Annotated in this window: 27 protein-coding genes and 2 pseudogenes; 19 read left to right on the forward strand and 10 right to left on the reverse strand. The window is 68.9% G+C overall.

Going from position 1 to position 26,313, the window contains the following annotated elements; genetic code table 11:
• Positions 1-119: 119 nt before the first annotated feature.
• The 9 genes and pseudogenes from A6A27_RS42540 to A6A27_RS34195 all read left to right on the forward strand — a co-directional run.
• Positions 120-407 carry an acyl carrier protein gene (locus tag A6A27_RS42540; protein ID WP_158074112.1) on the forward strand — a complete coding sequence of 96 codons (288 nt, stop codon included), beginning with the start codon at positions 120-122 and terminating at the stop codon, positions 405-407.
• Positions 397-663, forward strand: a complete 267-nt coding sequence (locus tag A6A27_RS34160) for a phosphopantetheine-binding protein (protein ID WP_073838782.1) — start codon at positions 397-399, stop codon at positions 661-663. Before A6A27_RS42540 ends, A6A27_RS34160 begins: the two co-directional genes overlap by 11 nt.
• Complete coding sequence (locus A6A27_RS34165) at positions 663-1,880, forward strand: hydroxymethylglutaryl-CoA synthase family protein (protein ID WP_073838783.1); 1,218 nt, start codon at positions 663-665, stop codon at positions 1,878-1,880. The genes A6A27_RS34160 and A6A27_RS34165 overlap by 1 nt, the downstream gene beginning before the upstream one ends.
• Entirely contained in the window at positions 1,880-2,641 is a 762-nt protein-coding gene (locus A6A27_RS34170) for an enoyl-CoA hydratase/isomerase family protein (RefSeq protein WP_073838784.1), read from the forward strand. The genes A6A27_RS34165 and A6A27_RS34170 overlap by 1 nt, the downstream gene beginning before the upstream one ends.
• Positions 2,638-3,438 carry a polyketide synthase gene (locus A6A27_RS34175; protein WP_073838785.1) on the forward strand — a complete coding sequence of 267 codons (801 nt, stop codon included), beginning with the start codon at positions 2,638-2,640 and terminating at the stop codon, positions 3,436-3,438. Before A6A27_RS34170 ends, A6A27_RS34175 begins: the two co-directional genes overlap by 4 nt.
• 26 nt (positions 3,439-3,464) lie before the next feature.
• Positions 3,465-5,183, forward strand: coding sequence for a polyketide synthase (locus A6A27_RS34180; RefSeq protein ID WP_073838787.1), 1,719 nt, complete (start codon positions 3,465-3,467; stop codon positions 5,181-5,183).
• Entirely contained in the window at positions 5,180-6,436 is a 1,257-nt protein-coding gene (locus A6A27_RS34185) for a beta-ketoacyl synthase N-terminal-like domain-containing protein (RefSeq protein WP_073838788.1), read from the forward strand. Before A6A27_RS34180 ends, A6A27_RS34185 begins: the two co-directional genes overlap by 4 nt.
• A complete protein-coding gene (fabD, locus tag A6A27_RS34190) occupies positions 6,433-7,401 on the forward strand; it encodes an ACP S-malonyltransferase (RefSeq protein ID WP_073838789.1) in 969 nt (322 codons plus the stop codon). Before A6A27_RS34185 ends, fabD begins: the two co-directional genes overlap by 4 nt.
• A gap of 94 nt (positions 7,402-7,495) precedes the next feature.
• A pseudogene (locus A6A27_RS34195) lies at positions 7,496-7,932 on the forward strand (transposase family protein); the annotation flags it as partial.
• 281 nt (positions 7,933-8,213) lie between these two features.
• Here A6A27_RS34195 and A6A27_RS34200 read toward each other — a convergent pair.
• The 4 genes from A6A27_RS34200 to A6A27_RS34220 all read right to left on the reverse strand — a co-directional run bounded on the left by A6A27_RS34200 (position 8,214) and on the right by A6A27_RS34220 (position 11,894).
• Positions 8,214-8,915, reverse strand: coding sequence for a hypothetical protein (locus A6A27_RS34200; protein WP_073838790.1), 702 nt, complete (start codon positions 8,913-8,915; stop codon positions 8,214-8,216).
• Positions 8,912-9,445, reverse strand: a complete 534-nt coding sequence (locus A6A27_RS34205) for an RNA polymerase sigma factor (RefSeq protein ID WP_198940570.1) — start codon at positions 9,443-9,445, stop codon at positions 8,912-8,914. The genes A6A27_RS34200 and A6A27_RS34205 overlap by 4 nt, the downstream gene beginning before the upstream one ends.
• Before the next feature lie 801 nt (positions 9,446-10,246).
• On the reverse strand, positions 10,247-10,840 hold the full coding sequence (locus A6A27_RS34215; protein WP_338013333.1) for a DUF3421 domain-containing protein: 594 nt from the start codon (positions 10,838-10,840) through the stop codon (positions 10,247-10,249).
• A 244-nt stretch (positions 10,841-11,084) separates the two neighbouring features.
• On the reverse strand, positions 11,085-11,894 hold the full coding sequence (locus tag A6A27_RS34220; protein ID WP_073838793.1) for an alpha/beta fold hydrolase: 810 nt from the start codon (positions 11,892-11,894) through the stop codon (positions 11,085-11,087).
• Between the two features lie 1,542 nt (positions 11,895-13,436).
• Between A6A27_RS34220 and A6A27_RS34225 the strand changes: the two genes are divergently transcribed.
• On the forward strand, positions 13,437-13,829 hold the full coding sequence (locus A6A27_RS34225) for a COG4315 family predicted lipoprotein (protein ID WP_158074114.1): 393 nt from the start codon (positions 13,437-13,439) through the stop codon (positions 13,827-13,829).
• Between the two features lie 6 nt (positions 13,830-13,835).
• On the opposite strand, the gene A6A27_RS34230 is transcribed toward A6A27_RS34225, so the two are convergent.
• Positions 13,836-15,080, reverse strand: coding sequence for a sensor histidine kinase (locus A6A27_RS34230; protein WP_158074115.1), 1,245 nt, complete (start codon positions 15,078-15,080; stop codon positions 13,836-13,838).
• 71 nt (positions 15,081-15,151) lie between these two features.
• Positions 15,152-15,814, reverse strand: coding sequence for a response regulator transcription factor (locus tag A6A27_RS34235; RefSeq protein ID WP_073838795.1), 663 nt, complete (start codon positions 15,812-15,814; stop codon positions 15,152-15,154).
• Between the two features lie 17 nt (positions 15,815-15,831).
• Between A6A27_RS34235 and A6A27_RS34240 the strand changes: the two genes are divergently transcribed.
• Positions 15,832-16,164, forward strand: coding sequence for a hypothetical protein (locus tag A6A27_RS34240; RefSeq protein ID WP_073838796.1), 333 nt, complete (start codon positions 15,832-15,834; stop codon positions 16,162-16,164).
• A 71-nt stretch (positions 16,165-16,235) separates the two neighbouring features.
• On the opposite strand, the gene A6A27_RS34245 is transcribed toward A6A27_RS34240, so the two are convergent.
• From A6A27_RS34245 to A6A27_RS47235, 3 genes and pseudogenes are all read right to left on the reverse strand, one after another.
• Entirely contained in the window at positions 16,236-16,589 is a 354-nt protein-coding gene (locus A6A27_RS34245; RefSeq protein ID WP_073838797.1) for a hypothetical protein, read from the reverse strand.
• Positions 16,586-17,053: a hypothetical protein gene (locus A6A27_RS34250; RefSeq protein WP_073838798.1), complete on the reverse strand. Its 468-nt coding sequence runs from the start codon at positions 17,051-17,053 to the stop codon at positions 16,586-16,588. The genes A6A27_RS34245 and A6A27_RS34250 overlap by 4 nt, the downstream gene beginning before the upstream one ends.
• A gap of 99 nt (positions 17,054-17,152) precedes the next feature.
• Positions 17,153-17,836, reverse strand: a pseudogene (locus A6A27_RS47235) (Tn3 family transposase); the annotation flags it as partial.
• Positions 17,837-18,106: 270 nt separating this feature from the next.
• Here A6A27_RS47235 and A6A27_RS34260 point away from each other — a divergent pair.
• From A6A27_RS34260 to A6A27_RS34295, 8 genes are all read left to right on the forward strand, one after another.
• Positions 18,107-19,204 carry a branched-chain amino acid ABC transporter substrate-binding protein gene (locus A6A27_RS34260; protein WP_274534616.1) on the forward strand — a complete coding sequence of 366 codons (1,098 nt, stop codon included), beginning with the start codon at positions 18,107-18,109 and terminating at the stop codon, positions 19,202-19,204.
• Between the two features lie 20 nt (positions 19,205-19,224).
• A complete protein-coding gene (locus tag A6A27_RS34265; protein WP_073838800.1) occupies positions 19,225-20,010 on the forward strand; it encodes a hypothetical protein in 786 nt (261 codons plus the stop codon).
• A gap of 513 nt (positions 20,011-20,523) precedes the next feature.
• Positions 20,524-21,675, forward strand: a complete 1,152-nt coding sequence (gene alr / locus A6A27_RS34270) for an alanine racemase (protein ID WP_241825595.1) — start codon at positions 20,524-20,526, stop codon at positions 21,673-21,675.
• A gap of 4 nt (positions 21,676-21,679) precedes the next feature.
• Entirely contained in the window at positions 21,680-22,684 is a 1,005-nt protein-coding gene (locus A6A27_RS34275) for a D-alanine--D-alanine ligase family protein (protein ID WP_073838801.1), read from the forward strand.
• Between the two features lie 5 nt (positions 22,685-22,689).
• A complete protein-coding gene (locus A6A27_RS34280; RefSeq protein ID WP_073838802.1) occupies positions 22,690-23,865 on the forward strand; it encodes a UDP-N-acetylglucosamine--N-acetylmuramyl-(pentapeptide) pyrophosphoryl-undecaprenol N-acetylglucosamine transferase in 1,176 nt (391 codons plus the stop codon).
• Positions 23,862-24,506, forward strand: coding sequence for a M15 family metallopeptidase (locus A6A27_RS34285; protein ID WP_073838803.1), 645 nt, complete (start codon positions 23,862-23,864; stop codon positions 24,504-24,506). Before A6A27_RS34280 ends, A6A27_RS34285 begins: the two co-directional genes overlap by 4 nt.
• Positions 24,503-25,630: an acyltransferase family protein gene (locus tag A6A27_RS34290; RefSeq protein WP_073838804.1), complete on the forward strand. Its 1,128-nt coding sequence runs from the start codon at positions 24,503-24,505 to the stop codon at positions 25,628-25,630. Before A6A27_RS34285 ends, A6A27_RS34290 begins: the two co-directional genes overlap by 4 nt.
• A gap of 194 nt (positions 25,631-25,824) precedes the next feature.
• On the forward strand, positions 25,825-26,013 hold the full coding sequence (locus A6A27_RS34295) for a hypothetical protein (RefSeq protein WP_073838805.1): 189 nt from the start codon (positions 25,825-25,827) through the stop codon (positions 26,011-26,013).
• 81 nt (positions 26,014-26,094) lie between these two features.
• Here the strand turns inward: A6A27_RS34295 and A6A27_RS34300 are convergent.
• Positions 26,095-26,313: HAD family hydrolase (locus tag A6A27_RS34300; protein ID WP_158074116.1), on the reverse strand; the 219-nt coding region annotated here is incomplete at its 5' end.

Below are 26,313 nucleotides of genomic sequence, written 5' to 3' on the forward strand. Positions count from 1 at the left end.
CCTCCACGCCCGCCCGTACACCGATGCCGACCTCCGCGCTAGGGCCACCTGTCAGGGTAGGTGTCAGGTGCACGGTGCAGCGTCGACGCATCAGCCAACGAGCGCCAACAGGAGTGACGATGACGGGCAACGAGAAGACGGTTGACACTCGCCCACACGACGGTGAGCAGGTCGAGCAGCTGGTGTTGGGCGTCCTCGCCGAAATTCTGTACAGCGAGGCAAAGGACATCGACCCGGCAGCCGCGTTCACCGAGCTCGGCATCGACAGCATCCTGGTGGTCGAGCTGTGCGCGGCCCTGCGTGAGCGGACCGGTACCACCATCACCGCGGCGACCGTTTACGAATGCGCGACCCCGCAGAAGCTCACCGCCCACCTGCTGCATCTGGCGGCCAGCGATGAAGGTTGAGTTTCGGGACCGGCAAGGGGTGTTCGCCCTGGTCTGCCAGGAGATCTGTGATGCGCTGCCGTACGTCGAGCAGGGCTCGATCGCCGGTGACATCAGCATGCGGGACCTGGGCGCCAACTCGCTGGAGCGGATGGACGTCGTGGTCTGTTCCAGCCACCGGCTCAACATCATCGTGACGGCCGACCGGCTACGCGACGTGGACACCATCGACGGGCTGGTGGACGTGCTGTGGGCGGCTGTCCAGGAAACAGCGTGATGGCGGTCGGCATCGAGGCCATCTCCGCCGACACCGGTCCAGCCTATGTGGACGTCGCGGAGTTGTTCGCCGCCCGCGGACTGGACACCACCCGGATGAGCAACCTCATGATGGTGCAGAAGGCGGTACCGCTGCCGTGCGAAGACGTCGTGTCATACGCGGTGAACGCAGCGTGGCCTATCGTCGCATCGCTGCCGCCCGACCAACTGGCGACCATCCAAACACTCATCGTCGCCACCGAGACCGGTATCGACATGGCCAAGTCCGCGGCCACCTACGTGCACCGGCTGCTGGAGTTGCCCCGCGAATGCCGCCTATTCGAGATCAAACAGGCCTGCTACGCCGGCACCGCCGCCCTGGTCTCGGCGGCCGCGCTCGTGGCAGCGTCCCCGCACAGCCGCGCCCTGGTCATCGCCGGTGACCTTCCCGCACCGCAGCGGGGCGGATACGCCGAGCCCAGCCAGGGCGCCGGGGCGGTGGCGATCCTGGTCGGCCGGCCCATCATCGCGGCGCTGCACCCGGGCGAAGGCGGCAGTTTCTCCTACGAGATCACCGACTTTTTCCGCCCCCTCCCCACCGTGGACCGCGTCGACGTCGACCTGTCACTGCTGTCCTACCTCGACTGCCTGCTAGGTGCGTTCGCCGCCTACGCCGCACGACGCGGCGGCGCCGACATCGTCGCGGACTTCGCCGCCTTGGCCATGCACACCCCGTTCCCTGGAATGGTCAAGGGCGCGCACCGCACCATGCTGCGCCGGCTCACCGGCGACGGGCCGGCCACAATCGAGAAGGACTTCGACGCCCGCGTCGCCGCTTCGCTGATCCTGCCTCAACACACCGGGAACATCTACGCCGGGTCGACGCAACTGGCTCTGCTCAGCGCCCTGGCCCACAATGACCTCGACATCGGCGCCCGCATCGGGGTGTTCAGCTACGGCGGAGGCTGCGCGTCGGAGTTCCACCCGGTGACCGTCACCAGCGGCCCGGCCGACCGCCACGCCCGCCTCCACCTTCCCAGTGCCACCCGGCACCGCCTCGACATCGCCAGCTACGACAAGATCGTCGAACACCTGGGCGACACCGTTCTCGGCGTACGGGATATCCGCCTGCCGCTCGAACAGTACGCACCCTTGCTGGATTCTGAGACCCCACGGCTGGTGCTGCGCGAGATCAGCGACTACCACCGCGACTATGTTTGGTGGGAAAGGGAAAACTGATGCACACCGACGAGCCGCCGGTCCTCACCACCACCCGGCCCGGGGCACTGTGGGCGACCCTCAACCGCAGCGAGGCCGGCAACACCCTGCGCGCGGACAGCCTGACCGCCTTACACCGGGCACTGGACAGCGCCGAAACGGACCCGGCCTGCCGGGCGCTGGTGCTAGCCTCCGACGCCGACGCATTCTGCCTCGGCCTGGATCTGCGCCACCCACCGCTGGCCGACGAGTGGCACACCGGCCGAGCTGACGAATCGTACTGGCGGCTGCTTGGGCGGCTGCGCTCTACCGCGCTGGTCACCATCGCGGTGGTCAACGGCCCGGCCGCCGGCGGCGGCGTCGGCCTGGCCGCGGCCTGCGACCTGCTGATCGCCGGACGGCAGGCGACATTCCGGCTGCCCGAAGTCTTCTACGGCCTGCTCCCGGCAATGATCACACCGGTGCTGAGCCGCCGCATCGGCGAACACCGTGTATTCCGCATGTCGCTGCTCGCCGAGCCGCTCGACGCGCAGGCAGCCGAATCGGCCGGCCTGGTCGACATGGTCGCCGATGACCCGCACCAGGCCGTACGCCGACTGATGGCCGCGATCGCCCGCACCGACCGCGACACCGTGCAACAGCTCAAAGCCTCGCACCGGCTGCTGTTTTCCGTCGCGCCGGACTACGGGCTCTACGCCGGCCAGCTCCTCGCCCGCCGGCTCGACGACCCTAAGGTACGCCAACGCATCGACCGCCTGCGCGCCAACGAGGACCAACCATGAGCAGCAGACACAACAAGGACTTCGGACCGGTACACGTCAGCATCGACGAGTACGTCGGCATCATCCAGATGAGGGACGTCGAAGGACGTAACGTACTGCACGCCCCGCTACGCAACGGCATCATCCAGGCGGTAGCCGCAGTCGTCGCCCACCCGGACACCCGAGTGGTACTCGTCACCGGCTGCGGCAACGTCTTCTGCACCGGCGCGCCGCAGGCCCTGCTGCGCGGCGATCAGGAAATGCCCTTCGACGAGTACGAGCCGTTCGCGCGCGCGTTCCTGCACTGCCCGCTGCCCGTCGTCGCGGCAATGCAGGGCCACGCAATCGGCGGCGGTCTCGTGATGGGTCTGTACGCCGACGTGCCGGTACTCAGCGAACGCTCGGTCTATGCCGCCAACTTCCTGCAGTACGCCGTCGCTCCGTACGTCGGCACCACCCACCTACTGCCGCTACGGATGGGTTCGGCACTAGGCACCGAGATGATCCTGACCGCCCGCGGATACCACGGAGCCGAACTCCGCGACCGCGGCGCCAACGTACGCGTCGTGCCCCACGACCAGGTATGGCCCACCGCCACCGACATCGCCCAACGCATCGCCCAAGCTCCCCGGCACGCACTCACCCTGGTCAAACAGCAGCTCGCGGCTTCAATGCTGGCCGACACCGACACGGCCATGAGCCGCGAACTGGAACCGCACCAGACCTCCTGGAACCATGCCGAGGTCCGGCAGCGGGCTGCGGCCCACTACGGACCCCCGGCCTCCGCTCGCGCCGCAGCTTCACCGGCGAAGCCATGATCGGATCCGAGCGAAGCGGGCAACGAATGACCGGCAACCCGACCGACAACGGCGGTGACATCGCCGTCGTCGGCGCAGCCTGCCAGGTGCCCGGCGCCGACAATTTGTACTCGTTCCGCGACAACCTGGCCGCCGCGCGACAGTTCATCGCCGACGTCCCCGACGCCCGCCTCCCCGGATACACCGCGCCCGCACCGCTACGCGCCAGCCTGCTGGAAAACCCAGCCGACTTCGACGCCCGCTTCTTCGCCATCAGCCCCCGCATGGCGAACTGGATGGACCCGCAGCAGCGGCTGCTGCTGGAGACCACCTGGCGGGCCCTCGAGGACGCCGCGATCGACCCGCGCACCACCGCCGGCGCCCAGGCCGGCGTCTACGTCTCCACCACCAGCAACGACTTCCGCGACCAGGCCCGCGACGCGGCCGCGGTCGAACCGTACTCGGCCCTCGGTCTGCTGCCCGCCTACCACGCCAACCGCATCTCCTACCAGTACGACTGGCGCGGCCCCTCTATCACCCTCGACAACGCATGCGCGGCCGGCCTGACCACGGTCGGCCTCGCGGTCTCCGGCCTACGCAGCGGCGAAATCGATCTCGGAGTAGCGTGCGGCGTCAATGTGCTCGGCCACGGGTACATGCAGTCGGTGATGCTGAAGTTCGGCGCCGTCTCGCCCTCCGGCACCCCCCGCTGCTTCGACGCCGACGCCAATGGCTACGTCCGCGGAGACGGGGTGTTCTGCTTCATCCTCAAGCGGCTGGCCGACGCGATAGCCGACCAGGACCCCATCCACGGGGTAATCAAAGGATGCGTACTCTCCCACGATGGCCGCAGCGGCGGGCTGACCCGCACCGACCGCGACTCACAGGTACGACTCATCCGCCGATCCCTCGCCCAAGCCGGCGCAACACCAACGGAGCTGGGCTACGTCGAGGCACACGCGGCCGGCACCCTCATCGGCGACGCCACCGAGGTGGCCGCGCTGGTGGACCTGCTCGGCACACATACCGCTGCTGGACCCGCCGGTCGACTGTGGGTAGGCTCGGTAAAAGCCAACATCGGCCACCTGGAAGGTGCCGCCGGGGCCGCAAGCCTGATGAAAGCCCTGCTAATCCTTCGATTCGGCCAAATACCACCCACGCCCGGGTTCCGCATCCCCAACCCAGGCATGCCGATAGCCGGAACGGCGGTGGGCATCGCCGACCATCTCCTGCCCTGGCCCGCCCCCACCGGTGACCAACCGGCCCGACTGCTGGGAGTCAACTCCTTCGGCGTCGGTGGGTCCAGCGGCCACCTGACCCTCGCCGACCCACCCCACCCCAATCCCCGCACGCCAGCCCCACCGCACACCGATCAACACTGGATACCAATGAGCGCCGCCGACCCGCAGGCGCTACAGTGCCTTGCCGCCGACCTAGCCGACCACGTCCAAGACCTACCCACATCGGCGATGCCAGCAGTCGTCCATACTCTGCAGGCAGGCAGGGCCCACCTACAACACCGGCGGCTCGTCCACGCCACCGACCCAACCAGCCTCGCACACGCGCTCCGCGAGAGCGACAGCAACGGCCCGCCGCCCCCGCCCGCCCTAGCCGACTGGCTCGCCGGCCGCCAAGACCAGTGGCCCGCCGAGCACGCCGCCCCGGCCGTACGCCGCGTGCCGCTGACGCCCTACCCGTTCCAACGCCGGACCCACTGGTTCACCAGCCCGCCACCGCCCACCATCGACTACGCGGGCACACCATGACCGCCGGCGTCCCCGTCGCCATCACCGGAATGGCGATCCTCAGCCCACTCGCCTGGACCCTCGACAGCTTCACCGCCACGCTACGACAGGGAACATCAGCACTGCGCCGGGTCCGGACACCCGGCGCGCCCGGCGCTGTCGCCGCCCTCCTCCACGACTTCCCGTTCTCCGACTGGGCCGCCACGAACCTGCCCGCCCGGACCGCATCCGCATGGGACCGAGTGGTGCAGCAGGGCGGCCTTCCCGCCCGATCCGGCGCATGCGTCGCCGCCCAGGCGGTCCAAGCAGCGAACATGTCCGCCAGCGACCTCGCCGCCGCCGGTCTGATCGTCGCCGGCAACAACCTCGTCAACGACAGCCAGTACACCGCCGCCAACAGCAACAAGCCACCCCGCCCCTCGTATTTCACCAACCACCTCGACACCGACGTCCTCGGCCGGGTCTCCGAACTGCTGGGCATCCGCGGCGAAGGCTGCACGATCGGCGGTGCCTCAGCCAGCGCCGCGCTCGCCGTGATCGCCGCCGCTCGCCTGATCACCGCCGGATTCCTGCAACACTGCCTGGTGGTGGCGCCGGCAACCGAGCTCGGGCCGCTGGAACTGGGCGCGCTCGAGGCCGCCGGCGCGCTGGCCCCCGACGACATCCGGACCGCACCGCAGCAGCTGTGCCGCCCGTTTGACCGCAACCGCACCGGCTTCGTCTACGGCCACGGCGCCGCGGCCGTGACGCTGGAACCTCTGGATCAGGCCCGCACCCGCGGCATTGAACCCGCCGCCGTGTTGGCCGGCTGGGCCCAGGCCCTGGACGCCAACCGCGGGACCGAGCCCGACCCCGTCCGCCAGGCAGCCACCATGACGCGGGCACTCGAACACACCGGCGCACAACCCACCGCAGTCGACTACCTCAACGCCCACGCAACCGGCTCGAGAGCCGGCGATGCCAGCGAGGCAGCCGCGATCCGCGCCGTGTTCGGCACCGGGACACGCCCGCTGGTTAACTCGACCAAGCCGCTGACCGGACACTGCCTGGCCGCCGCTGGCCTGGTCGAGCTCATCGCCACCGTCATCCAACTGCGGGACGGGTTCGTCCACGCCAACCCGGCCACCACCGACCCGGACGCCGACGCACCACACCTGGCCGGCACCCGCTCCGTCGACATGCCGATCGAACTCGCAATGTCGAACAGCTTCGGCTTCTCCGGCATCAACGCCTGCCTGCTGCTGCGGCGCCACCCCGCGGGTGGGCCACTATGACCACCGAAGCCATCTTGTTCCCCGGCCAGGGCTCACAACGGCCCGGAATGGGCAGGGACCTGTTCGCCCAGTTCCCCGACCTCGTGGCCACCGCCAACGCGATCTGCGGCTACGACCTGCCAGCACTGTGCCAGGAGGACCCACAACATGCCCTACGCCACACCCGATACGCGCAACCGGCCGTATACACCGTCAACGCGCTGGCCTACCGCCGGTGGCTACGCGAACATGGCAGCCCACCCGACATTGCCCTCGGCCACAGCCTCGGCGAATACAACGCGCTGGAAGCAGCCGGCGTGTTCGATTTCGACGAAGGCCTGCGACTGGTACTGCAACGGGCCCAGCTGACCGCCAGCATCAGCGGTGCAATGACGGCCGTGCTCGGACTGCCCGTATCCGCAATCCACCACGCACTCACGGACGCCAACCTCACCGCAGTCGAACTCGTCAACCTCAACACGCCGACTCAGACAGTACTGGCGGGGTCGACAGCCAACATCGTCGCGGCCGAACAGGTGCTCCTCGCCGCCGGCGCGTTCGATGTGCGGCGGCTGGACGTTTCCGGCCCGTTCCACTCCTCCCTCATGCACCCCGCAGCCGTCGCCTACACACAGGCACTAGCAGCCGTCAAGATGAGGCAACCACGGCTTCCGGTCGTCGCCAACCGCACCGCCCGCCCACATCTCCAAGCGACCATCGCCACTGCCCTCGCCGAGCATATCGACCACCCCGTCCGGTGGCAGGATTCGATCAAGTGGACACTAGAGAACTACCTCGACGTGCGATTCAACGAGATCGGCGACCAGCCGGGCGTACTGCTGCGGATGCTCCGCCAACTGCTACCACCACCCAATGCATCGACAAGCAGTTACTCGACGACCATCGCAACGGCGACGGATGGGCGCGGCGGCGTCCTCGCCGTCAACATCGACAGCGGTGCGGCCGCCAAGCGCAGCCACAAGTAGCCCACCGGGGTGAAGCTGTCGTCGTCACCTGTGCCGATCGGGAGGGCCGCCGCGAACATTGCGCACGGCGCACCACCCAACGACAGTGCCCTTGATGTCCACCGCAAGGTGTCGTCACCCACGTCCGGGCGGCCGCTGGCACCGGCTGCCCGCGCAGCAACAGGCGCTGATGGCCCTGGCCCACCTGCACAACCGCTACACCCTCACCCGCCTCGCAGCCGGTTTCGGGGCGTCGATCACCACCGTGTGGCGGGACCTGCGCGAAGCCGCCGACATGCTTGCCGCCTGCGCCGACGACCTCGCCGCTGCGATGCGCCGACCCGTCCGGCTGGCGTACGCCATCCTCGACGGCACGCCGATCGACCGGATCGCCGACCAGCGTCCCTACCACTCGGCAAGCGCAAGCGCCACGGGGTGAACGTGCAGGTCCTGGCCGATGCCGCCGGGCGGCTGATCCGGGCCCCACCCGCACTGCCTGGCCCGGTCCACGACCTCACCACGACCGCCATCATCGCCACCCGCACCCCCGGCGGCGGACCCCCATCCCCACAGCCGTCGTGCTGCCCAACGTGGTCACGCACCCTTGAGCCGGCCGATACCTCCCGGTGGCCGGCCAGTCCCGGCGTGACCCCCGCCGCCCACTCTGACGGCGCGCGGATCAGTTGTCCCGCGGAGGCCCCCCAACCACCAGATGGGGAGTCGCTCGCCGGCACGGCGAGGATCCACAACGGTGCCTTGGAAACGCGGTGAACGTAGCACCCACCACGCCGGCGAGCCGTCGACCACCTCCGCGGCCGACGGCTCGTGCCTACTCAGAACGCCCGTTCGTAGAGCTCTTGCAGGTCCGGTGTGTCTGCCACGCCGCTGTAGCCACAGCCCATCACGCCGCCCTCGAACGACGCGACTAGGTACTTCTCGCCGGTTGCGAAGCTGACGCCGCCCAGCAGCTCCACTGCGGTGTCGTCCTCTTGAGTCACCCGGACCACGTCGGTCGTCGCGCCCTTATAGAGATGCGTGACCTGCAGCGTGACCACGTCGCCGGAGATTCCGGTCACCCTACCGGCGAACACGAAGTCGGCCTGGGTGGCAAGGCTCTGCGGCGACGGTGCTTGGCACCTGCCCTGTTCGCGCCCGGCGGCGGTGAGCCGGGTGATCGACGGCGGCTGAGGCGTCGGGATCGCCCTAGAGGGCGTGGCCACCGCGGTCGGCTTTGAAGGCGTGGCCACCGCGGTCGGCTGAGAAGGCGTAGCCGCCGCGATCCCCGCAGGCGTGGTGTTCTGTGGGCGCATCAGACTCCAACCGCTGGCGATGGCGAGCGCCACGAGCGCCGCCGCAGCCAGGGCAACGAACCGATACCGGCCGATGGTGGCACGATGCGCTGTGGCATTGGGCGGAGCAGTGGCATCGGTCATGGTCTCCTCCAAGAGTCGCGAAACCCGGTCGGGAGCGATTGGCATCAGCGATGCCGCCGGGTCGACGCGACGCAGCCGCGCCCACAGGTCATCGTCAGTCATAGCCATCTCCCTCCTGTCGACTCCTCATGTCCGGCCAGGTCACCAACCTTTCGCAGTTCCTCGCGCAGTCTCTGTTTGGCCCGATGCAGCCGTATACTGGCCGCGTTCGCGGAGATCCCGAGGACCACGGCGATCTGTGCCGGGGCGAGTTCTTCCCAGGCCCACAGCCGCAGCAGTTCGGCATCCTCGGCGCGCAGCCGAGATAGTGCGGCGGTGAGTGCCTCGTCCCGCAGCGGCGGCTCCTCCGCCACGCTCTGCGGCGGGTCAATCGCGGCGATCCGCGCGACCAAGCGGTTCTGCCGACGCTGCGTGCGCTCGGCATTGCCCAGGCAGCGCCGGGCCACACCGTACGCCCAGGGCAGATGATCGCCGGGCATCTCGTCGAAGCGGCGCCAGCAGACCAGCATTGTCTCAGACAGCACGTCGTCGGCGGTTGCCGCGTCGGTACGCCGGACGAGATACCGGCGCAACGCGTCGATCATGGTCGGCGCCAGGGCCTCGAAACGCGTCCGGCGCCCGTCCAGGTTCACAACGTCCACCCTGGCACATGTCCGGCGCCGGGCCATTCCTTTCGGATCTGGCGTATTGGCACCACATTCTCCTCGATGAGATCAACAACGGTCACAGGTACCGTTCCTATGGACTGAGCATGAGTTGCAGGTGCTCAGCCGCGTGCCCCGAACGGTGTTGTGCACACTGGTCCCCCGCGTTCGCTCCGTAGCCGGCGCACACAGATCGTGCCCCCGCGGGTCCGGGATTGCGGGGACGGGTTCCCTCGCGCTCGGGGTTCCCGGTCCGGCCTGGGCGATCCGATGCCCCTGCTCATCACTCCGGTGGGCACGGGCCGTGTCGTCCGTCGCCGGATCGGGTGTCCCCGGGCGCGTCGTCCGATCGCCACGGCGGCGTCGTGGCGGGTTGTCTTGCGGCGTTTGCTGGTCAGTGGCTTCTGCCAGTGCTGGGCGCCCCACTGTGACGTGTAGGCGGGGTCGACTGCGATGATCGCGACCCCGACCGCTTGGGCTATGGACGTGATCCGGGCGCGGAGTTTGCCTGTGGGCATGCCGGAGATGAGATGGCGGAACCACCTTCGGCGGCCGTGCTTCTCTCGGGTTTTCTCCCTGTCGAAGTTCAGGTCCCCGATGCCGATCACCGCGCATTCGCAGAACCCACCCTGTCCGGTCCGCAGGGAGTTGCCCGGCGTTGTACTGCTGACCTGATGCTGGCCAGGTTGCCTCGACGCTCCGAAGTCCGGCCGTCCGGATCAATCTGGCCGAGCTTGTCCCCGCGGTCACCCGGTTCCGGTGCTCCCCGGCTCTCGAGGAGGCCTGCTCTCAGGAGCCGACGAGCACCTCGTACGAGTAGATCTTCAGTTCCCGGTTTCCGTAGCCGATGTTCGCCGCACCGAAGGCGGAGCGGATCTTGCCCGGTTGCAGATCGCCGTCTACGACCGTCGCGCGCGCAACGAAAAGCTCCTCGCCCGTGGCTTCATGCCCCCAAGCGCTGGCCTCCACCGGTATCTCGCCAAAGCGAGCCTCTCGCCATTCGCCCGCCTCCATCAGCACCTCGTACTCGTCGACCCGAAGCTCACCGCCGTTCCAGGCGATCTGCGCTCCGCCGAACGCGGGCCGCACTTTGCCAGGATGAAGGCCGTTGAAGACTCTCGCGCGGCAGACCCACAGCGGTTCGCCATCGGCCTCGCGGCCGTGCGCAACCGCCCCGTCGGGGATGGCGCCCAACCTCGCCCGCCTCCAGTGATACCGGTCTCTCCGGCGATGCCACCACTGGCCGATGCCCACGCTCACTCCCGGCAGTTCCGCCATTGCCTGTGGCACCAACCAAGGTCCATTGGTGCCGGCGTATCGGGTGCACGTTACATGTCGCATCGCCGGAGTCTCCACTGCCACCGAATCCCTGGCTTCGCGCATCACATACCGGACTGGCCATCTTCAACCGGGCGGTCAGGCACCGCCCGGTTGGTAACGCCCTGCGGGTCGTGGTGGGCCGGGAACCGGAATGGCCCGCGACAGGGGGCAAGAATGGACACTGGCCGTCAAGCCCGGCCGAGGCGCGGCTTGGCCTTCGCGGTCTAAAGGTGCTCTGACCGGCTAGCCCACACCGGCCGGCCGAAGCGAGACGGCTTCGGCCGGCCGATACGGGCTGAACGCGGAATCAGCGGGCGGCTCGTTCGATCACGTCGGTGACAGTGCCCGGACGGGACAGCGCGACCAAGTGGGAAGCGCCCTGAACCTCGACCTTGTGGGCACCTGCACGCGAGGCCATGAAGCGTTCGGCAGCCGGGGCGAGGGCGTGGTCACCGGTGGCGACGACGGCGTACTTCGGCAGGTCTGCCGGGGCGGTCCGCGGGACCGGCTCGGTGAAGACCGACGCCGCGACCGGACGCTGGGACGCCCCCAGTACGGCGGCCTGGCGAGCCGGCAGATCGGCTGCGAACACCGCGCGGAACGACTCCTGCTTCATCACCACATCGGCACCGCCGGGGTAGCTGATCACGTTCGTCGTATCCGGCCCGATCTCGCTGCCCGGGAACTGCGCGCTCAGCCCACCGAGTGTCTCACCGGCCTGCGGGATGAACGCCGCCACGTAGACGAGCGCCTGCACATCAGCGGCGCTCGCGAGCTGGCTAATCAGGGCACCGCCATACGAGTGGCCGACGAGTACCTTCGGGCCCGGGATGCCTGCGAGTACGCCGTTCAGGTACGTCGTGTCGGACGCGATCCCGCGCAGCGGTACGGCCGGTGCGACTACGGTGTAGCCGTCTCGCTGGAGCCGGCTGGTCACCTCCGACCAGCTTGCGCCGTCGGCGAACGCACCGTGCAGCAGCACGATCGTCGGCTTCGCATGGTGCGTGGCCTGAGCGGCAGCGGTGGGCGCACCGACCGCCAGAAGTATGACGCCGGCGGCTGTGGCGATCAGCCGGCGACGAAGGCTCTTCGAGCCGCCCTTGGGAAACAGGTTCATCGTCCTTTGCTCCTCGTCTTGAGCTGCGACACCTCTGTGTCCCGACCACGGTCTCGCGGGTGACTTGAGCTTCGCACCCGGGTAACTCCCGGGCCTTTCCTACCCCCGTGCCACTAGGGCGTCGCCGGGTTGCATCGGTTGCGTCCACACCACGGACGTGGTGTACGACTTGCCCGTGATGGACGGGTTAGGTAGATAAAAGACGGCCTTCGCGTTGATCCTTCGAGACGATCAAGCCAGAGAAGGAAGAGAGAACGCGATGGCCGCATCTGAGAGTGCGAACCCCGCGACCCGAGTCTGGACAGCGGTCCAACTCGGTGTACTGGCGCCGTACCTGCTGAACACCGATGAGAAATGAGGGCGTCGACAACGGCAAGGTGTTCGACGATCTTAAGGCGGCGATTGGCCGCCGTACGCCGCCCTCGCCCGTGTCGTGCGCCTTGCTGCCGGACTTCCGCGTCGATCTCCCGAAGGTCGACGTACGACTCTGGTTGTTCATTGCATCGAGGACAGGCGACGCGGCAGCCACGGGCTAGGGCCCGGGTCAGGCGGCTGAAGGCACAGCATCGCGTGCTGCCTGCGGTCGAAGGCGTGCGCAACGCACGTCGTCGATGCGGTACGACCGTCCCCTGCCGCGATTCTGGTGGCGCGGACGAGTCAAAAGGTTCACTGAACTGCGATGCACGAACGGCCGTCAAAAGGAGGGCAGCCGAAGTCGCGAGCAGACGCCGAGGGAGGTCCTCGTGAAACTGACGAGCGTTGAGTCGTCAGATGAACGGGCGAGCGGGAGTGAAAACGGGCAGCGTGCGGGATCACGAGAGCGCGGCCTGCGTCGCGGGCGATCTCGCTCGCATTCCGTTCACGCGGTGGTCCGTGCTGTCCATGGAAACACCTCAGCATGGCTCAAGGACTGACGCCGCGAGAGCCATGGCGAGGGTGAGCACGCGTGCCTGACCCCGAACTCCAAGCGCAACATCGTCGTGATCGCCAAGGCGGTCGCTCAGGATGGGCTCTCCATGTGCTCACGGCAGGTCCTCAGGTGCAAGCCTGAAGGCGGCGGAGACCCCCTGGGCCGCAGACCTCACCCCCGTCACAATCGAGTTGGGTTGCCTGACCAATGGTCGTCCCATATCTGTGTGACCCCCCAGGGCACCTGTTCATCCGGCCGCGTCGCGTCCGGCGCTATGGCAACGCCCAGCCGGTCGGGGAGCTCCACCAGCCTTGGGGCAAGGGGTTCACGTCCTCACGCGTTCTCCTGCTCTTCCGCGTTGGTTGCGAGGGCTGGGCTAGGGGCGTACCGGGTCGCCCGGCGCGTGGCCGAGGAGACATTGCGGGACGGAACGGTCGGCGGCGGACTCGGCTACGGCGCAGCGAGCCCGCTCTTGCCAGGCTCGCGCCGCCCGGCGAGGCGGGCAGATGGTGCCGATGATGCGATCGGTACGGTGGCCGGCTGTGTTGGCGGGACCGGCCGCCGTGGTGCTCACGGCCGGCTGTGCCGGTGGCCCCGCCGCCACGGACGTTACGGCCGAGCGAACAGTCCCGGTGCCTGCTAGCACCTCGCGGGCACCGGGACTGTTCGTGGTGAACTCGCAGCGGCTCGGTGGCCCGATCGTCATCGACGTCCGCGGGTACGCCCTCTACCGCAGCGACGCTGACCGGGCGAGTCCGTCGCGGTCGGCGTGCGTCGGCGAGTGCACGGCCACGTGGCTGCCGGTGATGGCGGGGGAACTCTCGCGGCTACGCGTCGTCGGCATGGACCGTGGAAGGCTCGGCAGGCTTGTCCGGTCAGACGGCACCGAGCAGCTCACCTTGTCGGGATGGCCGCTGTACGGCTATAGCGGTGACGCGTTCCCAGGCGATGCCAACGGGCACGGGCTCAACGGCTGGTACGTGATCTCCCCGAGCGGGGAGCGGGCCGGCCGCGCCACGTCCTGACCGCGGTCAGGACGGCGACGGGTCCGGAAGCGTCAGGACGGCAGTGGTGCCGCGACCGGAGCGTGGCTCCAGGCGCAGCGCTCCGCCGTGCAGCTCGGCCACCCACTGGGCGATGGTCAGGCCAAGTCCAGTGCCGTCGGCGGCGTTGCTTTGGAAGCGCCGCGCCGGCCGGTCGCCCAGGCCGGGGCCGGCGTCCTCGATCAGAACCAGGCCAGGCTCGACGACGATGGTGATCCTCGCCGGCTCCGATCCGGTGCGACCGTGCCGTACGGCGTTGTGCACGAGGTTGCGGATGGCGATACGCACCAGGGTGGGATCGCCGTTCACGACCGCCGGGGTGGCCGAGAGCTGTGCTCGGTGTGGCGAGTGCACGGTTTCGGCGACCACCTCCTCGGCCAGCTGGTCGAGACGAAACGGCTGTCGGTGCAGTTCGCGCAGGCCAGCGACAAGTCGCGCCCGCATGAGCAGTGCCTCTACCGAGTCACCCAGCTGTTCGGTGGAACGCAGCACTTGGCGCAGGGCGTGCGGCTGCTGCGCGGGGTTCGTGAGCGCAGCCTCGGACAGCGCCCGGATGACGGTCAGTGGAGTACGCAGCTCGTGCGCCGCGTCGGCGACGAATCGTTCCTGCTGACCCAGCGCCTCAACTGCGGGCTGCGTGCCGCGTCGGGCCAGTAGGTAACCGCCGAGCCCGGCGAGCAGTGTGAACACCATCCCCCCAGCGAACAGGGACCAGCCCAGCCGTTGATGTGCGTGCTGGATCGGGCCCAGGTCGACGGCGATGACCACCGTCCCCGACACTGCCCCGGTGACCACATGCGTGAAGGGCACGGCGAGTAGCTGCGCGCGACGTCCACCCGCGATGATGGTGGTGTCGTAGCCACGGCCGCCGTACCAGACTTGGCGGGCGGGGCGGTTCAGGGTCTCTGGCGCGATGACCGGCAGGGTGGACGGGTGCGCGAAGACGAGACGTACATCGGTGCGGGTGCCTTCGTAGACATACACCGCGATCGGCCCGTTTGCCGTTGGATCGGCGAAGAGGCGGTCCAACTGCAGTACGCCGGAATCGTAGTAAAGCAGCGCTGTCGTGGCACGGGCGGTGCGGTCCAGCTCGGCCTCGACCAGGCCGTCCCGCTGCCGCTCGTCGACGATCATGGCCACTGCGCCCATCCCGGCAAGTCCGACGACATTAAGCGCAATCAGTAGCAGGGTGATCCGTACGCGTAGGGCACCCAACCGGCGTACGGTCTGCATCTGCGCGGGTTGGGCCTGGCCCATGCGGCCCGGCGCGCGTCGCGACGCGGTGACACGTTGCCACCTCACGGCTACGATCGCCCCACGCAGTAGCCGGCACCGCGCGCCGTGACGATAAGGGTCGGCTCACCGAGCTTGCGGCGCAGCTGCTTGACGACCACATCGACCACATTCGAGGCAGGATCGGCGCGCTCGTCCCAGCAATGCTCGATGAGTTCGGTACGGCTAACCACGGCCGGCTGGCGGGCCAGCAGGGCCTCCAGAACCGCGAACTCCTTCGGGGTGAGAGTCAGCAGCACACCGGCGCGGCGTACCTCCCGGCGGGCAACGTCAAGCTCGACATCATCGGCGCGCAGAATCGGCGGCACCATGCTGGTCCGACGCCTGCACAGCGCGCGTACCCGGAGGACCAACTCGTCAGTGGAGAAGGGCTTGGTCAAGTAGTCGTCCGCCCCTGCCTCCAACCCGGCCACTCGGTCACTGATGTCGTCGAGCGCGGTCAGCATGATCGCGGGTACCACCAACCCCGCCTGGCGGCGCCGGTACAGATGGTCGGCCGAGTCGCCCTCGGGCAGGATCCGGTCGAGGACCAGACAGTCGTAGTCGTTGACGCTGACGCTGAAGTCGGCCTGGCTCCAGTCGGCCGCCTCGTCAACGGCGAAGCCAACCGAGCGCAGCGCGGCGACCACGACCTCGCGTAGGTCCGGATCATCCTCCACGACAAGCACCCGCATGGTGGCGAGCGTAACCGTTGGCGGGCACCCACCCGGATGGCCCGCACCACGAGCTCGCGACCAGCGCCCCGGGGACCGGCAACCTGCTCGACTGGGTCCGCGACATCCTCACCACCACGTACGGGCTGGTCGGGCACACCGGCGGCCGCCAGCGCAAGCTTCCACCCCGCTGGTACCGCCACCCCGACGCGGTGACTGAGCTGTCCTGGCTGTGCCAAGAATCGCACCGGATCTACCGGCCGGCCAAGGGCACCCCGGCCGCCGCCGGCGAATGGCACAACCGTGGCTGCCGGGCACAGTCAACCGGCTGCTCTCCGAGCCCACCGATAGCCAAGATCAGCTTCCTGTAGTTGTTTTGGTCTGGAAACTACGGACGGGCCGTGAGGGGTGAGGGCCCGTCCGCGGCGTTCGTGCAGGGTGGTTAGTCGGTGGCCTTGGGGTGACCTGTGCCGGCGTGCTTGATCCAGCAAATGCGGGTGTCGTGATCAGGCAGGTACCAGATGCGGCCGCCGGCGGTGACCTCGTACTGCCACTGCGGCAGCGTCTTCCCGTTGTGCACACCGGTGGCCAGGGAACCCTTGAGGGGGTGCTGGCGGCTGGTCGGCGGGGCGGGGCAGGGGTTGACCTCGATGGCGTCGAACGCGGAGCGGGTGTTGGCCGCGGCCTGGCGGCACAGGTCTTCCCAACCCTTGGCCGCGTCGTTGGTGGCGAATCGCAGGGTGTAGCCGCCGGGGCGGGGTGGTGGCGCGGCCCGGTCGCCGCGTTTCGCGCTCACTCGCCGGCCGGGCGCGCCACCGGCCCGAAGTCGCCGTCGCTGGGTGCGGCCAAGACCCGGTGCAGGTCGGGATCCGCGTGGATCTCGGCGGTGTGCCGCCACTCAGTGAGCAGCTGCGACACCGCCGCGGTGTTGCCCAACGACACCCCGGCCGCCGCCGTGGCGACGAATTGGTCGGTCATCTGCTCGACGTCACCCGGTGGAAGGAACCGCACCCAGGGCAGCACGGTGGCCAGCTCTTCGCGCACCAGGGCCGGGTCCCGGCGCACCACGTTGGCCAGCAGCCGGGCGGTCAGGTCCACCACCTCTCCCTCGGCGTCCGCCCGGTCGGCGGACATCAGCACCAGGTCGGCGGCGTCACGGCGACGCAGCCGCACCGCGCGGGTGCGGGACAGCCGTTCTGCCGTCTCGGCCGGCTGACGCAGCAGCTCGGAGAACGGCACGGATTCCAACGGCATCGACATGACATCAACACTACTTCAGAAGTAGGGGGATTGCGAGGAATACGACGAAGGCCCACCCGGGAAGGGTGAGGACCTGGTCTGGCGCCTGCAGCACCCAGCCCTGGCCAGCTGAATCTCCAGGTCGACCAGGGCAGTGTCGTCGGCCTGCACGAGCGCTTCGGCGACCTCGACCGGCTTGCCGACCAGGTGGCAGAAGTCCACCTTCTGCGCCGCCCATGCCTCAGGTGTGAGCAGGAACGACGCCGGATCGGCATACCGGCGCGAGGCGGGCACGAACCCGTCACCGGAACGCAACCCGTCCCGCAACCCGACCAAAACGGCCAGCTCCCAGTACCTGCGGTACGCGATCACGTCGCCGGCCTGGTCCGCGGCGGCCAGATAGCCGGCCCACTTCGTCGGCACGAACCCCACCGGGGCCCCGGCCGGCACCTTCCGGACGCCGGTCGCCTACAGCCCGGCCAGCATGGGCACCGCCTGCAGCAGCTGCTCAGTGCCCGGCCCGCCGGCGAACTGGACCGCGGCGTGCACCCCGGGCGCGAACTGGCGCAGGCAAGACATCGACGCGTCCAGCATGCTGAGCTGCCCATGGTCGCGCGGGAGCCGCTCGCGGCGCTCGGCCCACGCCGCCCGCATCCGCTCCATCCCAATGTTCGTGCGCAGCATGCTGCCGATCTGCTCGTCACCGATGCCAGGGCCGAGCACGATGGTCAGGATCTCGTCCAGCAGCGCCTGCCGGTTCTCCCCGCCCTTGACCCGCTCGGCTTGGGCCTCGGCGACCTTCTCGCCGCGGCTTCCCGCCCGGTACTGCGGCGCCGCGTTCGACTCGGGACGCGAGACCAGCGGCTGCCGCCTGCGCCCTCGACGCCCCGACCACACGCGGTGGCTCTTCATCGAATCCTCACGGAGGCCGGCGCAGAATCCCACTCGCCCGGGCGCTGGCACCGGCGGTACGCACGGCAGCTCCGGCGCCAGCACACCGATGCCCAGCGTTCAGCGAGAAGGAGGTGTCCGATGCGCGGCGCCCGTTGGACGGCCAGCCTCGCCATGACGTTCATGGCCACCGCTGGCTGTACCGGCACCGCGACGACACCGCCGGATCCCGGCCGATGCGGTGCGCGAATCGCATTCTTCGGGCCGCTGACCGGCGAAGCGCAAAACCTCGGACGGAACATGAACGAAGGCGTGCTGCTCGCCGTCGAGGAGCACAATGCCGCGGATCCGTCCTGCGCCGTCCAGCTCGACGACTTCGACTCCCAGGGCGACCCGAAACAGGCCCCGGAACTCGCCCAGCAGATCGTCGCCGACTCGGCAATCGTCGGCGTGGTCGGGCCCGCGTTCTCCGGCGAGTCACAGGCCGCCAACCCGATCCTCAGCCAGGGCGGGGTCAGCATCATCACCCCGGCGGCCACCGAGCCGAGTCTCAGCACGCGCGGATGGTCGACGTTTCACCGCATCCTCGGCAGCGACACCGCGCAGGGACCGGCCGCCGGCCGGTACATCCGGCGTACGCTGCAGGCCCGCAAGGTATTCGTGATCGACGACACGAGCCCATACGGCCGCGGCCTCAGCGATGAGGTGATCAAAGAACTTGGCCCGCTCGTCGTACAGAGCACCTCGGCGCAGCCGAATCTGATCGACCTTCGGGGCGTGGTCGCCGAGATCGCGTCGGCCTCGCCGGACGTGGTGTTCTTCGGCGGCTACTACCACCAGGCCGGCCGGCTACTGCGAGAGCTACGTGCCGTCGGCATGTCCGCGACATTCGTCTCCGGTGACGCCGTCAAGGACGAGGAGTTCCTGCACATCGCGGGCCTGGCGGCAGCCGAAGGGGCCGTGCTGACCTGCCCGTGCCAGCCGCCCGACAAGGATCCCGCGTTCGTCCAGCGCTATCGGACCCGGTTCGGCCACGAGCCCGGCACCAACAGCGCGGAGGCGTACGACGCCGCGACCGTCTTCCTCCGCGGCATCGACGCTGGCCACACCCGGCGTGCCGACCTGGAGCGATTCGTCGATGACTACTCCGGACCGGGCGTCAGCGCGACAGTCCAGTTCACCGCCACCGGCGAGCTGGTCGACACCTCGGTCGCCGTGTGGGCCTACCGCGTCGATGGGGGCCGCATCGTCGCCGATCACAGTCCAATCCCCAGCAGCTGACCTACAGGAGGCCGCTTAGCATGCCGACCATCTTGACCACCGAGCGGGAACCAGACACCCTCGCGGTACGGCCGTCCGCACCACCCGCACGGGCATCCTTGTCCCCCACGCTTCGCGTAGCCCCCCCGCTGTCGAAGCGGCTCCACTACGCCGCTGGCGCCGTCCACCGCGCCTTGGCGGACGCGCCCGTCGGTGGACACGCCCTGCTGGAGGCGGCACTCGCCTGGCAGTACCTACGCCCCACCGGCGACGCGTACCAGTGGCCGCTGCTCGCGGCGCAGCGCCACCTGCCGATCGTGGAGGCTCCCAGTGAGGCGGTGGCCGCCCGGGTCGCTCGGCTGCTGTCTGGGCTCACGTGGGCGATCATCACTCGTGTCGAAGCCGACGGTTCGGCCGCGGCCGGCACGACCGCCGCGCGGGTGGAGGTCCCACGGGTCGAGTACCACCGGGTGCTCCGCGCGCTGACCGGTACGTGGCGCAACGCCCGGCGGCATTTCGACTCGCGCTCGCCCGGCTCCGCGAGCGACCCCGGGGCTGCCGTCGCCCTGTGGCGCATGGCGCTGCTCATCGCCGGGGCGGGCCCCGGGCGCAGCATCGTCCACCTCCACACTGCCAAGGCGGCGGCACAGATCCTCGCCGCAGCCGCCCGCAGTCTCGGTCTCACCCCGACCATGGAACCAGTGCACAGCGGTCGCGTCGTCGCCCTGTACGACCCCGACGAGGTGCACTGGCTGCTCGCCGAGGCCGGCTCGCTCGGCGCGACCACACGCAGCCGCCCCGGCCGTCGCGTCAGGGCAGCCAAATAGCGACGTGGACTATGCGGCGACGCCACCTCGCGCCGGGTCGGCCGGGAACCTCGGGCAGGCCATTACCTCGCTGACCCAGTTCGACTGCGAGCCCCTGCACACCGGGCAATCGGTGAGCGAAGGCGGTTGGCGCGGACGAGCGCAGCGACAGCTGTGGCGTATTGGCGTCAACCAACAGCCTTGACGTGTGACCGAGGCCACGTCGAATCGCCGGAGATGAACCGCGGTGTGCCTCCCCACGTCGGGGATGGAGGCGGCCGTCAGAGTTCCCGGCTTACCGGGCGACACCGGCGGCATCCGACGGGCGGCGCAAGGCGGTCCGGATGGTCCAGACAACGGCATGGCATTGACCGTGGGGTCGTGCCCAGTCCGCAGTGAGGCCAGCGGGCTGATCGGCGGTGGCCCCGATGACCAAGGAAGGACTTCCACGGCGATGAAACCCCTCAGGGACAATCCATCCGCCCCATGGCCACAGGACCGTACGGCGATGCCAGGACGCCACCGGGGGCCAGCGTGAATGAGGGGCTGGCCGAGGCCGTCGTCGATCTTTCGGCGATCGCCCACAACGTCCGGGTAGTCGCCGGCGAGGCGCGAGTCGCGGTGATGGCGGTGGTCAAGGCCGACGGGAATGGGCACGGGGCAGTGCCGGTGGCCCAGGCCGCGCTCGGCGCGGGTGCCACCTGGCTGGGCGTGACGTCGACCACCGAGGCACTGACCCTCCGCGCGGCCCGCATTCAGGCGCCGGTGCTGAGCTGGCTACACCGGCCGGACGAGGATTTCACCCGCTTGATCGACGCGAACGTCGACATCGCCGCGTCCACCCCGACGCACCTGCACGGCATCGCCGGTGCGGCGGCACGGCTCGGCAAGCCCGCGGTGGTCCAGCTCAAGGTGGACGTCGGACTCTCCCGCAATGGCGCCAACGGCGCTGACTGGCCCGATCTGGTCACCTGGGCCCGCAAGTACGAGGCCGAGGAGAGCATTCGGGTACGAGGCGTCTGGTCGCACCTGTCCAGCGCGGAGGAGCCGACCGGACCGGGGGTCGCGCGTGTCGCGCGTCAAATCGCGAGATTCGAAGCGGCACTGCAACTCGCCCGCGGCGCCGGTCTCGCCCCCGAAATGGTTCACCTAGCCAATTCGGCGGCGGCGCTGGGCGTGCCGGAGGCACGCTACGACCTCTGCCGGATCGGGCTGGCCCTGTACGGCATCGACCCGTTCGGCGCGCCCGCTCCCGGGCAGTTCGGCCTGCGGCCGGCGATGAGCCTGCGGACAACGGTGATCAACGTCAAGCGAGTACCGGCCGGAACCGGAGTCTCGTACGGACCGACGTACGTCACCGACCGTCCGACCACCCTCGCCCTGATCCCCCTCGGCTTCGCCGACGGCCTGTCGCGTACGACCGAGGGCCGTGCCCAGGTCTGGCTGCGCGGCCGGCGCTGCCCGATCGTCGGCCGGATCGCCATGGACCAGTGTGTCGTCGACGCCGGTGATCTGCCGGTGACGCTCGGCGACCCGGTGGTCGTCTTCGGCACCGGCGCTGGCACGTCCGACGCAGCCGCACCCACGGTCAACGACTGGGCGCGATGGGCGGGGACCAACCCGCACGAGGTTCTGACCGGCGTTGGCGCCCGGGTGCCGCGCGTCTACATCCACGGGGAGCGATGACGGTATGAGCACCAGGCTTGCGGTCCTGTTCGGCGGACGCAGCGGGGAACACGAGGTCTCCCGCCGTTCAGCGGAAAGCATCCTGGCGCACCTGGACCGTGAGGCCTACGACGTGACCGAGGTGCTGATCGAGCGGGACGGTCGCTGGGCGGTGAACGGCAGCACGCTGACCTTCGGCGCCGCGCTGGAGGTACTGCGCCGGCAGGACGTGGTATTCCCGGCACTGCACGGCCCGTACGGCGAGGACGGCACCGTCCAGTCCATGCTGGAGTTTCTTGGCGTCGCGTACGTCGGCAACGGGGTGTTCGCCAGCGCAGCCGGAATGGACAAAACAATCACGAAGCGGCTGCTCACCGCCGAGGGACTGCGGGTGGCCGACGAGGTGTCACTACGCCCCGGCGAGGACCTGTCTGCGGCAGACCGCAAATGGTTGGGCCTGCCGGTGTTCGTCAAGCCTCGCCGGTCGGGTTCCAGCCTCGGTGTCTCCAAGGTCGACGACTGGTCGCAGTTGCCAGCCGCGATCGCGTTGGCGCGGGAGAGCGACAGCCGGATCCTGGTCGAGCGAGCAATCCGCGGGCGCGAGATCGATGTGGCCGTGTTGCAGTTCCCCGACGGCCGGATCGAGGCTGGGCCGCCGCTGGAGATCAACGTGTCAAGCGCCGCCTTCTTCGACTACGAGGCCAAGTACGAGGGTGGAGCGGTCTTCGACATCCCCGCGAAGCTCGACCCCGACGCCACTCAGATGTTGCAGGACCGGGCCGTTCACGCGTTCCGTGTCCTGGGCTGCCGGGCGCTGCTCCGCGTCGACTTCTTCCTCCCGCACGGCGAGACCGAGCCGGTCCTCAACGAGGTCAACACGTTCCCTGGCTTCACCGCCGCATCCCAGTACCCGCAGATCTGGCAGCGCGCCGGCATCGAGTTCCCCGTCCTGTTGGACATCCTCATCGAAGGTGCCCTGCGCAGACCGGCTATGGGCGACCGCGTGGTAGCCGACAGGGCCGTGCGGTAATAGGCATGGCCATCTACGCTACGCAGCGGCTCCGCGAGATCCGGGTAGTCGTCACAGGCGGCGGCACGGGAGGGCACACGTACCCGGCATTGACCACAATTCGCACGCTGCGTGACCGGCTCGCCCAGGCCGGCGTCGAGCCGAAGCTGCTCTGGGTCGGTGTCTCACATGGGCTCGAAGCCAAAATCGCCCGACAGGAGGGCATCCCGTTCAAGGCGATCACCACCGGCAAGCTCCGCCGCTCACCCACCATGCGCGAGCTGGGCCGCAATATCGCCGACGCCTTCCGCATCCCGCTCGGCGTCCTCCAGGCCATCATGATCGTCGTCCGTTCCCGGCCGGCCGTAGTCCTCTCCACCGGCGGCTACGTCTCCGTACCGATCGGGATCGCGGCCTGGCTGACCCGCCGTCCACTGGTCATGCACGAGCAGATCCTCACCCTCGGGCTGGCGAACCGGATTCTCGCCCGCGTCGCCGCCCGGGTCCTGCTAAGCCACGAATCCTCGATCGACCACCTGCCTGAGCGGACGAAGTCCCGTGCGCTGGTCACCGGTAACCCGATCCGCCCCGAGATCCTGGCCGGCGACCGGGGCCGCGCGCTCGCCGCCTACCGCCTCGACCCAGACCGGCCGCTGCTGTACGTCACCGGCGGCGCCCAAGGCGCCGTGCAGGTGAACAACCTGATCGCCGACATCCTGCCGGACCTGCTCGCCGCTTGCCAGGTGCTGCACCAGTGCGGCGAGTACTCCTTCGACCGGATGCGGCAACTCGCCGCCGGGCTGCCCGAGCACCTGCGGAACCGGTACCGGGTGGTCGCCTACGTGCACGACGAGATGCCGGACGTGCTCGCCGCCGCCGATATTGTCGTCGCCCGCAGTGGCGCCGGCACGGTCGCCGAACTCACCGCCCTCGGCAAGGCATGCGTCTTCATTCCGCTCATCCCGACCGGCGGGGACGAGCAGCGGCGTACCGCCCGTCATCTCGCCGAGGCGGGCGCGGCCCGCATGCTCGCCGGGCCGGACGCCACTCCCGAACGCCTCCGTGAGGAGATCATGATGCTGCTCAACCACCCCAACCGACGCCAGCAGTTGGCCGACGCCGCCCGCCAGTACGGCCGCCCCCACGCGGCAGCGGACGTCGCCACCGCGCTGATCGACGCCGCCGGACGATACTCCACATGATCCTTCTCTCCGACCCGCGGATCTCCGCCATCCCGCTTCGCGACAATGGTGAGGCCCTGGTCGACCTCCGTGAGATCGGCGAGCTCCGGGTCGACGACCGGCTGTCCGACGCCGCGGGAGCGTACGCGCATGTGCGGGAGTCGACCGTCGAGCGGCTGCTCACCGCCCAACGGAGCCTGCCCAGCGAACTCCGGCTACTCGTCATCGAGGGGTACCGGCCGCTGAGCCTCCAGACCACCTACTTCGAGGACTACAAGAACGAGCTGCGGGTGAAGTATCCGCACTGGGACTTGGAGCGCCTGCACGTCGAGGCGAGCAAATACGTCTCCCCGCCCGAGGTGGCCCCGCACAGCACCGGCGGCACCGTCGACCTGACCCTCTGCACCTGTGACGGGGTGGAGCTGGACATGGGTACGGCGGTCAACGACAGCCCGGTCGCCAGCGCCAACGCCTGCTTCACCGCCTCACCCGACATCTCCGCTGAAGCCCGCGCCAACCGCAACATCCTCTCCGAGGCGCTCACCGCCGCCGGCATGGTGAACTACCCGACCGAATGGTGGCACTGGTCGTTCGGCGACCGGTACTGGGCGCTGAGCACCGACGCAGACAGCACCCGCTACGGTCCGGTAGACCTGCCGTGAGGCGACTGTACGAACTGGACCTGCTGCGGATCATCGCCGCCGTCGCAGTCGTCGTCTTCCACTACACCTTCTCTGCCTGGATGCAGGGAGTCAGTCCGGTCGAGTTCCTGGGGTTCGGCAAGCTGAGCAGGTACGGCTACCTGGGCGTGGACCTGTTCTTCGTGATCAGCGGGTTCGTCGTACTGCTGAGCGCGTGGGGCCGCAGTCCGCGCCAGTTCGTTGTCTCCCGGATCGTGCGGCTTTACCCGGTGTTTTGGGTCGCGGTCACCCTCACCGCCGTGGTCAGCGTCGTCTCCGGCAAGTTCGCCATCAGCCTCGTCCAATATCTGGCGAACCTGACCATGCTCAACGCGGCGGCGAACATCGAGAACATCGACGTCGTGTACTGGACGCTGTGGGCCGAGATCCGGTTCTACCTGCTGGTGTTCGTGCTGGCCTGGATCGGGATCACCCGCCGCCGGGTGCTGCTCACCCTCTGGAGCTGGCTGGCGCTGACCGGGTTCATGCAACTCCGGTTGCTGCCGGGCGCGGCGGATCTGCTGCTCCAGACGACGTTCTCGCACTACTTCATCGCCGGGATGGCGCTGAGTCTGGTCTACCGGTTCGGCATGACCTGGGAGATCGCCGCGATCCTACTCCTGTCGTACGCGAACGCGATCTACCGTGGGCTCGGGTTCGCCTCGGATGTGGCGGACCGTTACGACACCGTGTTCCATCCGTGGGTCATCGTCGGCGTGATCTGGGTGATCTTTATTGCGATGGTGCTGATCGCGCTGAAGTCGACCGCCCCGCTGGCGCGGCCGTGGTTCTCGGTCGCCGGTTCGCTGACGTACCCGCTCTACCTGGTCCACGCGCACATCGGGTTCGTGCTGCTGGCCTGGCTCGGTCCGCTGGTAGCGCCGTACACAGGGATGAAGTGGGCCTTGTTGGTCGCTCTGATCATAGGCATGGGCCTGCTGGCGCACGCCATGCACGTGCTGATCGAGCGTCCGGCGGCGCCTCAGTTCAAGCGTGTCCTGAACCGGATCGCGCGGTCAGAGGAACGGTCCGCCGGTCAGCCCGACACGGCCGACGGGACGCTCGCCCGCCTGGACGAGGATGTTCGCGGACGTCGTGCCCATTGACCTAGGCGACTTGATCCTCTGGGTCGGCAGACGGGGTGGCGACACACCGTTACGACCTGCGCTTTCCCCGCCCGGGCCTAACTTGGTCTTTAACCTGCTGGGCGGTGGCATCGACCCCGGCTGATCATGGGGACAGCCCTTGATCGATCATTCCTCTTGTCTAGGGAAGAAGATCAAGGATCAAGGGCTGTCTGGTGATCAGTGTGCACGATGCTGGGACGACCGATGAGGTCGACCCGCGGATCTCCGCCATCCCGCTTCGCGACAATGGTGAGGCCCTGGTCGACCTCCGTGAGATCGGCGAGCTCCGGGTCGACGACCGGCTGTCCGACGCCGCGGGAGCGTACGCGCATGTGCGGAAGTGCGCACTTCAGATCATGTAAAGCTTTGGCAAACCGCTTTGGCGAGGAGTATGGGCCGGACCTGCGGCCGAGCGCAAGGGTTTCGTCAGCACCCGTTGCGGTTCAGCCGCGGACGCATTCTTCGAGCCAGCGCGCGACGCCGTCCTCGTCGTTCGAACGGATGGTGCGCGTGGCGAGGGCCCGCAGCTCCGGCACGGCGTTCGCCACCGCGCACGATTCGTCGGCTACGCCGAACAGCGGCACGTCGTTCACGTTGTCGCCGAAGGCGATCATCCGCCCCGTGCGGATCTCGTCCGCCAGCCGCCGCGCGGCGAGCGCCTT

Source organism: Micromonospora sp. CB01531, from assembly GCF_001905095.1.
Lineage (GTDB): Bacteria > Actinomycetota > Actinomycetes > Mycobacteriales > Micromonosporaceae > Micromonospora.

Excerpts from the sequence above, each read along its gene's own strand:
- A6A27_RS34215 (WP_338013333.1), bottom strand. The coding sequence starts at position 10,840 with ATGCGCGAAGCCAGGGATTCGGTGGCAGTGGAGACTCCGGCGATGCGA.
- A6A27_RS34285 (WP_073838803.1), top strand. The coding sequence starts at position 23,862 with ATGATCCTTCTCTCCGACCCGCGGATCTCCGCCATCCCGCTTCGCGAC.
- A6A27_RS34230 (WP_158074115.1), bottom strand. The coding sequence starts at position 15,080 with ATGCAGACCGTACGCCGGTTGGGTGCCCTACGCGTACGGATCACCCTG.
- A6A27_RS34200 (WP_073838790.1), bottom strand. The coding sequence starts at position 8,915 with ATGACTGACGATGACCTGTGGGCGCGGCTGCGTCGCGTCGACCCGGCG.
- A6A27_RS34275 (WP_073838801.1), top strand. The coding sequence starts at position 21,680 with ATGAGCACCAGGCTTGCGGTCCTGTTCGGCGGACGCAGCGGGGAACAC.
- A6A27_RS42540 (WP_158074112.1), top strand. The coding sequence starts at position 120 with ATGACGGGCAACGAGAAGACGGTTGACACTCGCCCACACGACGGTGAG.
- A6A27_RS34165 (WP_073838783.1), top strand. The coding sequence starts at position 663 with ATGGCGGTCGGCATCGAGGCCATCTCCGCCGACACCGGTCCAGCCTAT.
- A6A27_RS34250 (WP_073838798.1), bottom strand. The coding sequence starts at position 17,053 with ATGTCGATGCCGTTGGAATCCGTGCCGTTCTCCGAGCTGCTGCGTCAG.
- fabD (WP_073838789.1), top strand. The coding sequence starts at position 6,433 with ATGACCACCGAAGCCATCTTGTTCCCCGGCCAGGGCTCACAACGGCCC.
- A6A27_RS34280 (WP_073838802.1), top strand. The coding sequence starts at position 22,690 with ATGGCCATCTACGCTACGCAGCGGCTCCGCGAGATCCGGGTAGTCGTC.
- A6A27_RS34175 (WP_073838785.1), top strand. The coding sequence starts at position 2,638 with ATGAGCAGCAGACACAACAAGGACTTCGGACCGGTACACGTCAGCATC.
- A6A27_RS34160 (WP_073838782.1), top strand. The coding sequence starts at position 397 with ATGAAGGTTGAGTTTCGGGACCGGCAAGGGGTGTTCGCCCTGGTCTGC.
- A6A27_RS34180 (WP_073838787.1), top strand. The coding sequence starts at position 3,465 with ATGACCGGCAACCCGACCGACAACGGCGGTGACATCGCCGTCGTCGGC.
- A6A27_RS34170 (WP_073838784.1), top strand. The coding sequence starts at position 1,880 with ATGCACACCGACGAGCCGCCGGTCCTCACCACCACCCGGCCCGGGGCA.
- A6A27_RS34220 (WP_073838793.1), bottom strand. The coding sequence starts at position 11,894 with ATGAACCTGTTTCCCAAGGGCGGCTCGAAGAGCCTTCGTCGCCGGCTG.
- A6A27_RS34235 (WP_073838795.1), bottom strand. The coding sequence starts at position 15,814 with ATGCGGGTGCTTGTCGTGGAGGATGATCCGGACCTACGCGAGGTCGTG.
- A6A27_RS34185 (WP_073838788.1), top strand. The coding sequence starts at position 5,180 with ATGACCGCCGGCGTCCCCGTCGCCATCACCGGAATGGCGATCCTCAGC.
- A6A27_RS34260 (WP_274534616.1), top strand. The coding sequence starts at position 18,107 with ATGGCCACCGCTGGCTGTACCGGCACCGCGACGACACCGCCGGATCCC.
- A6A27_RS34265 (WP_073838800.1), top strand. The coding sequence starts at position 19,225 with ATGCCGACCATCTTGACCACCGAGCGGGAACCAGACACCCTCGCGGTA.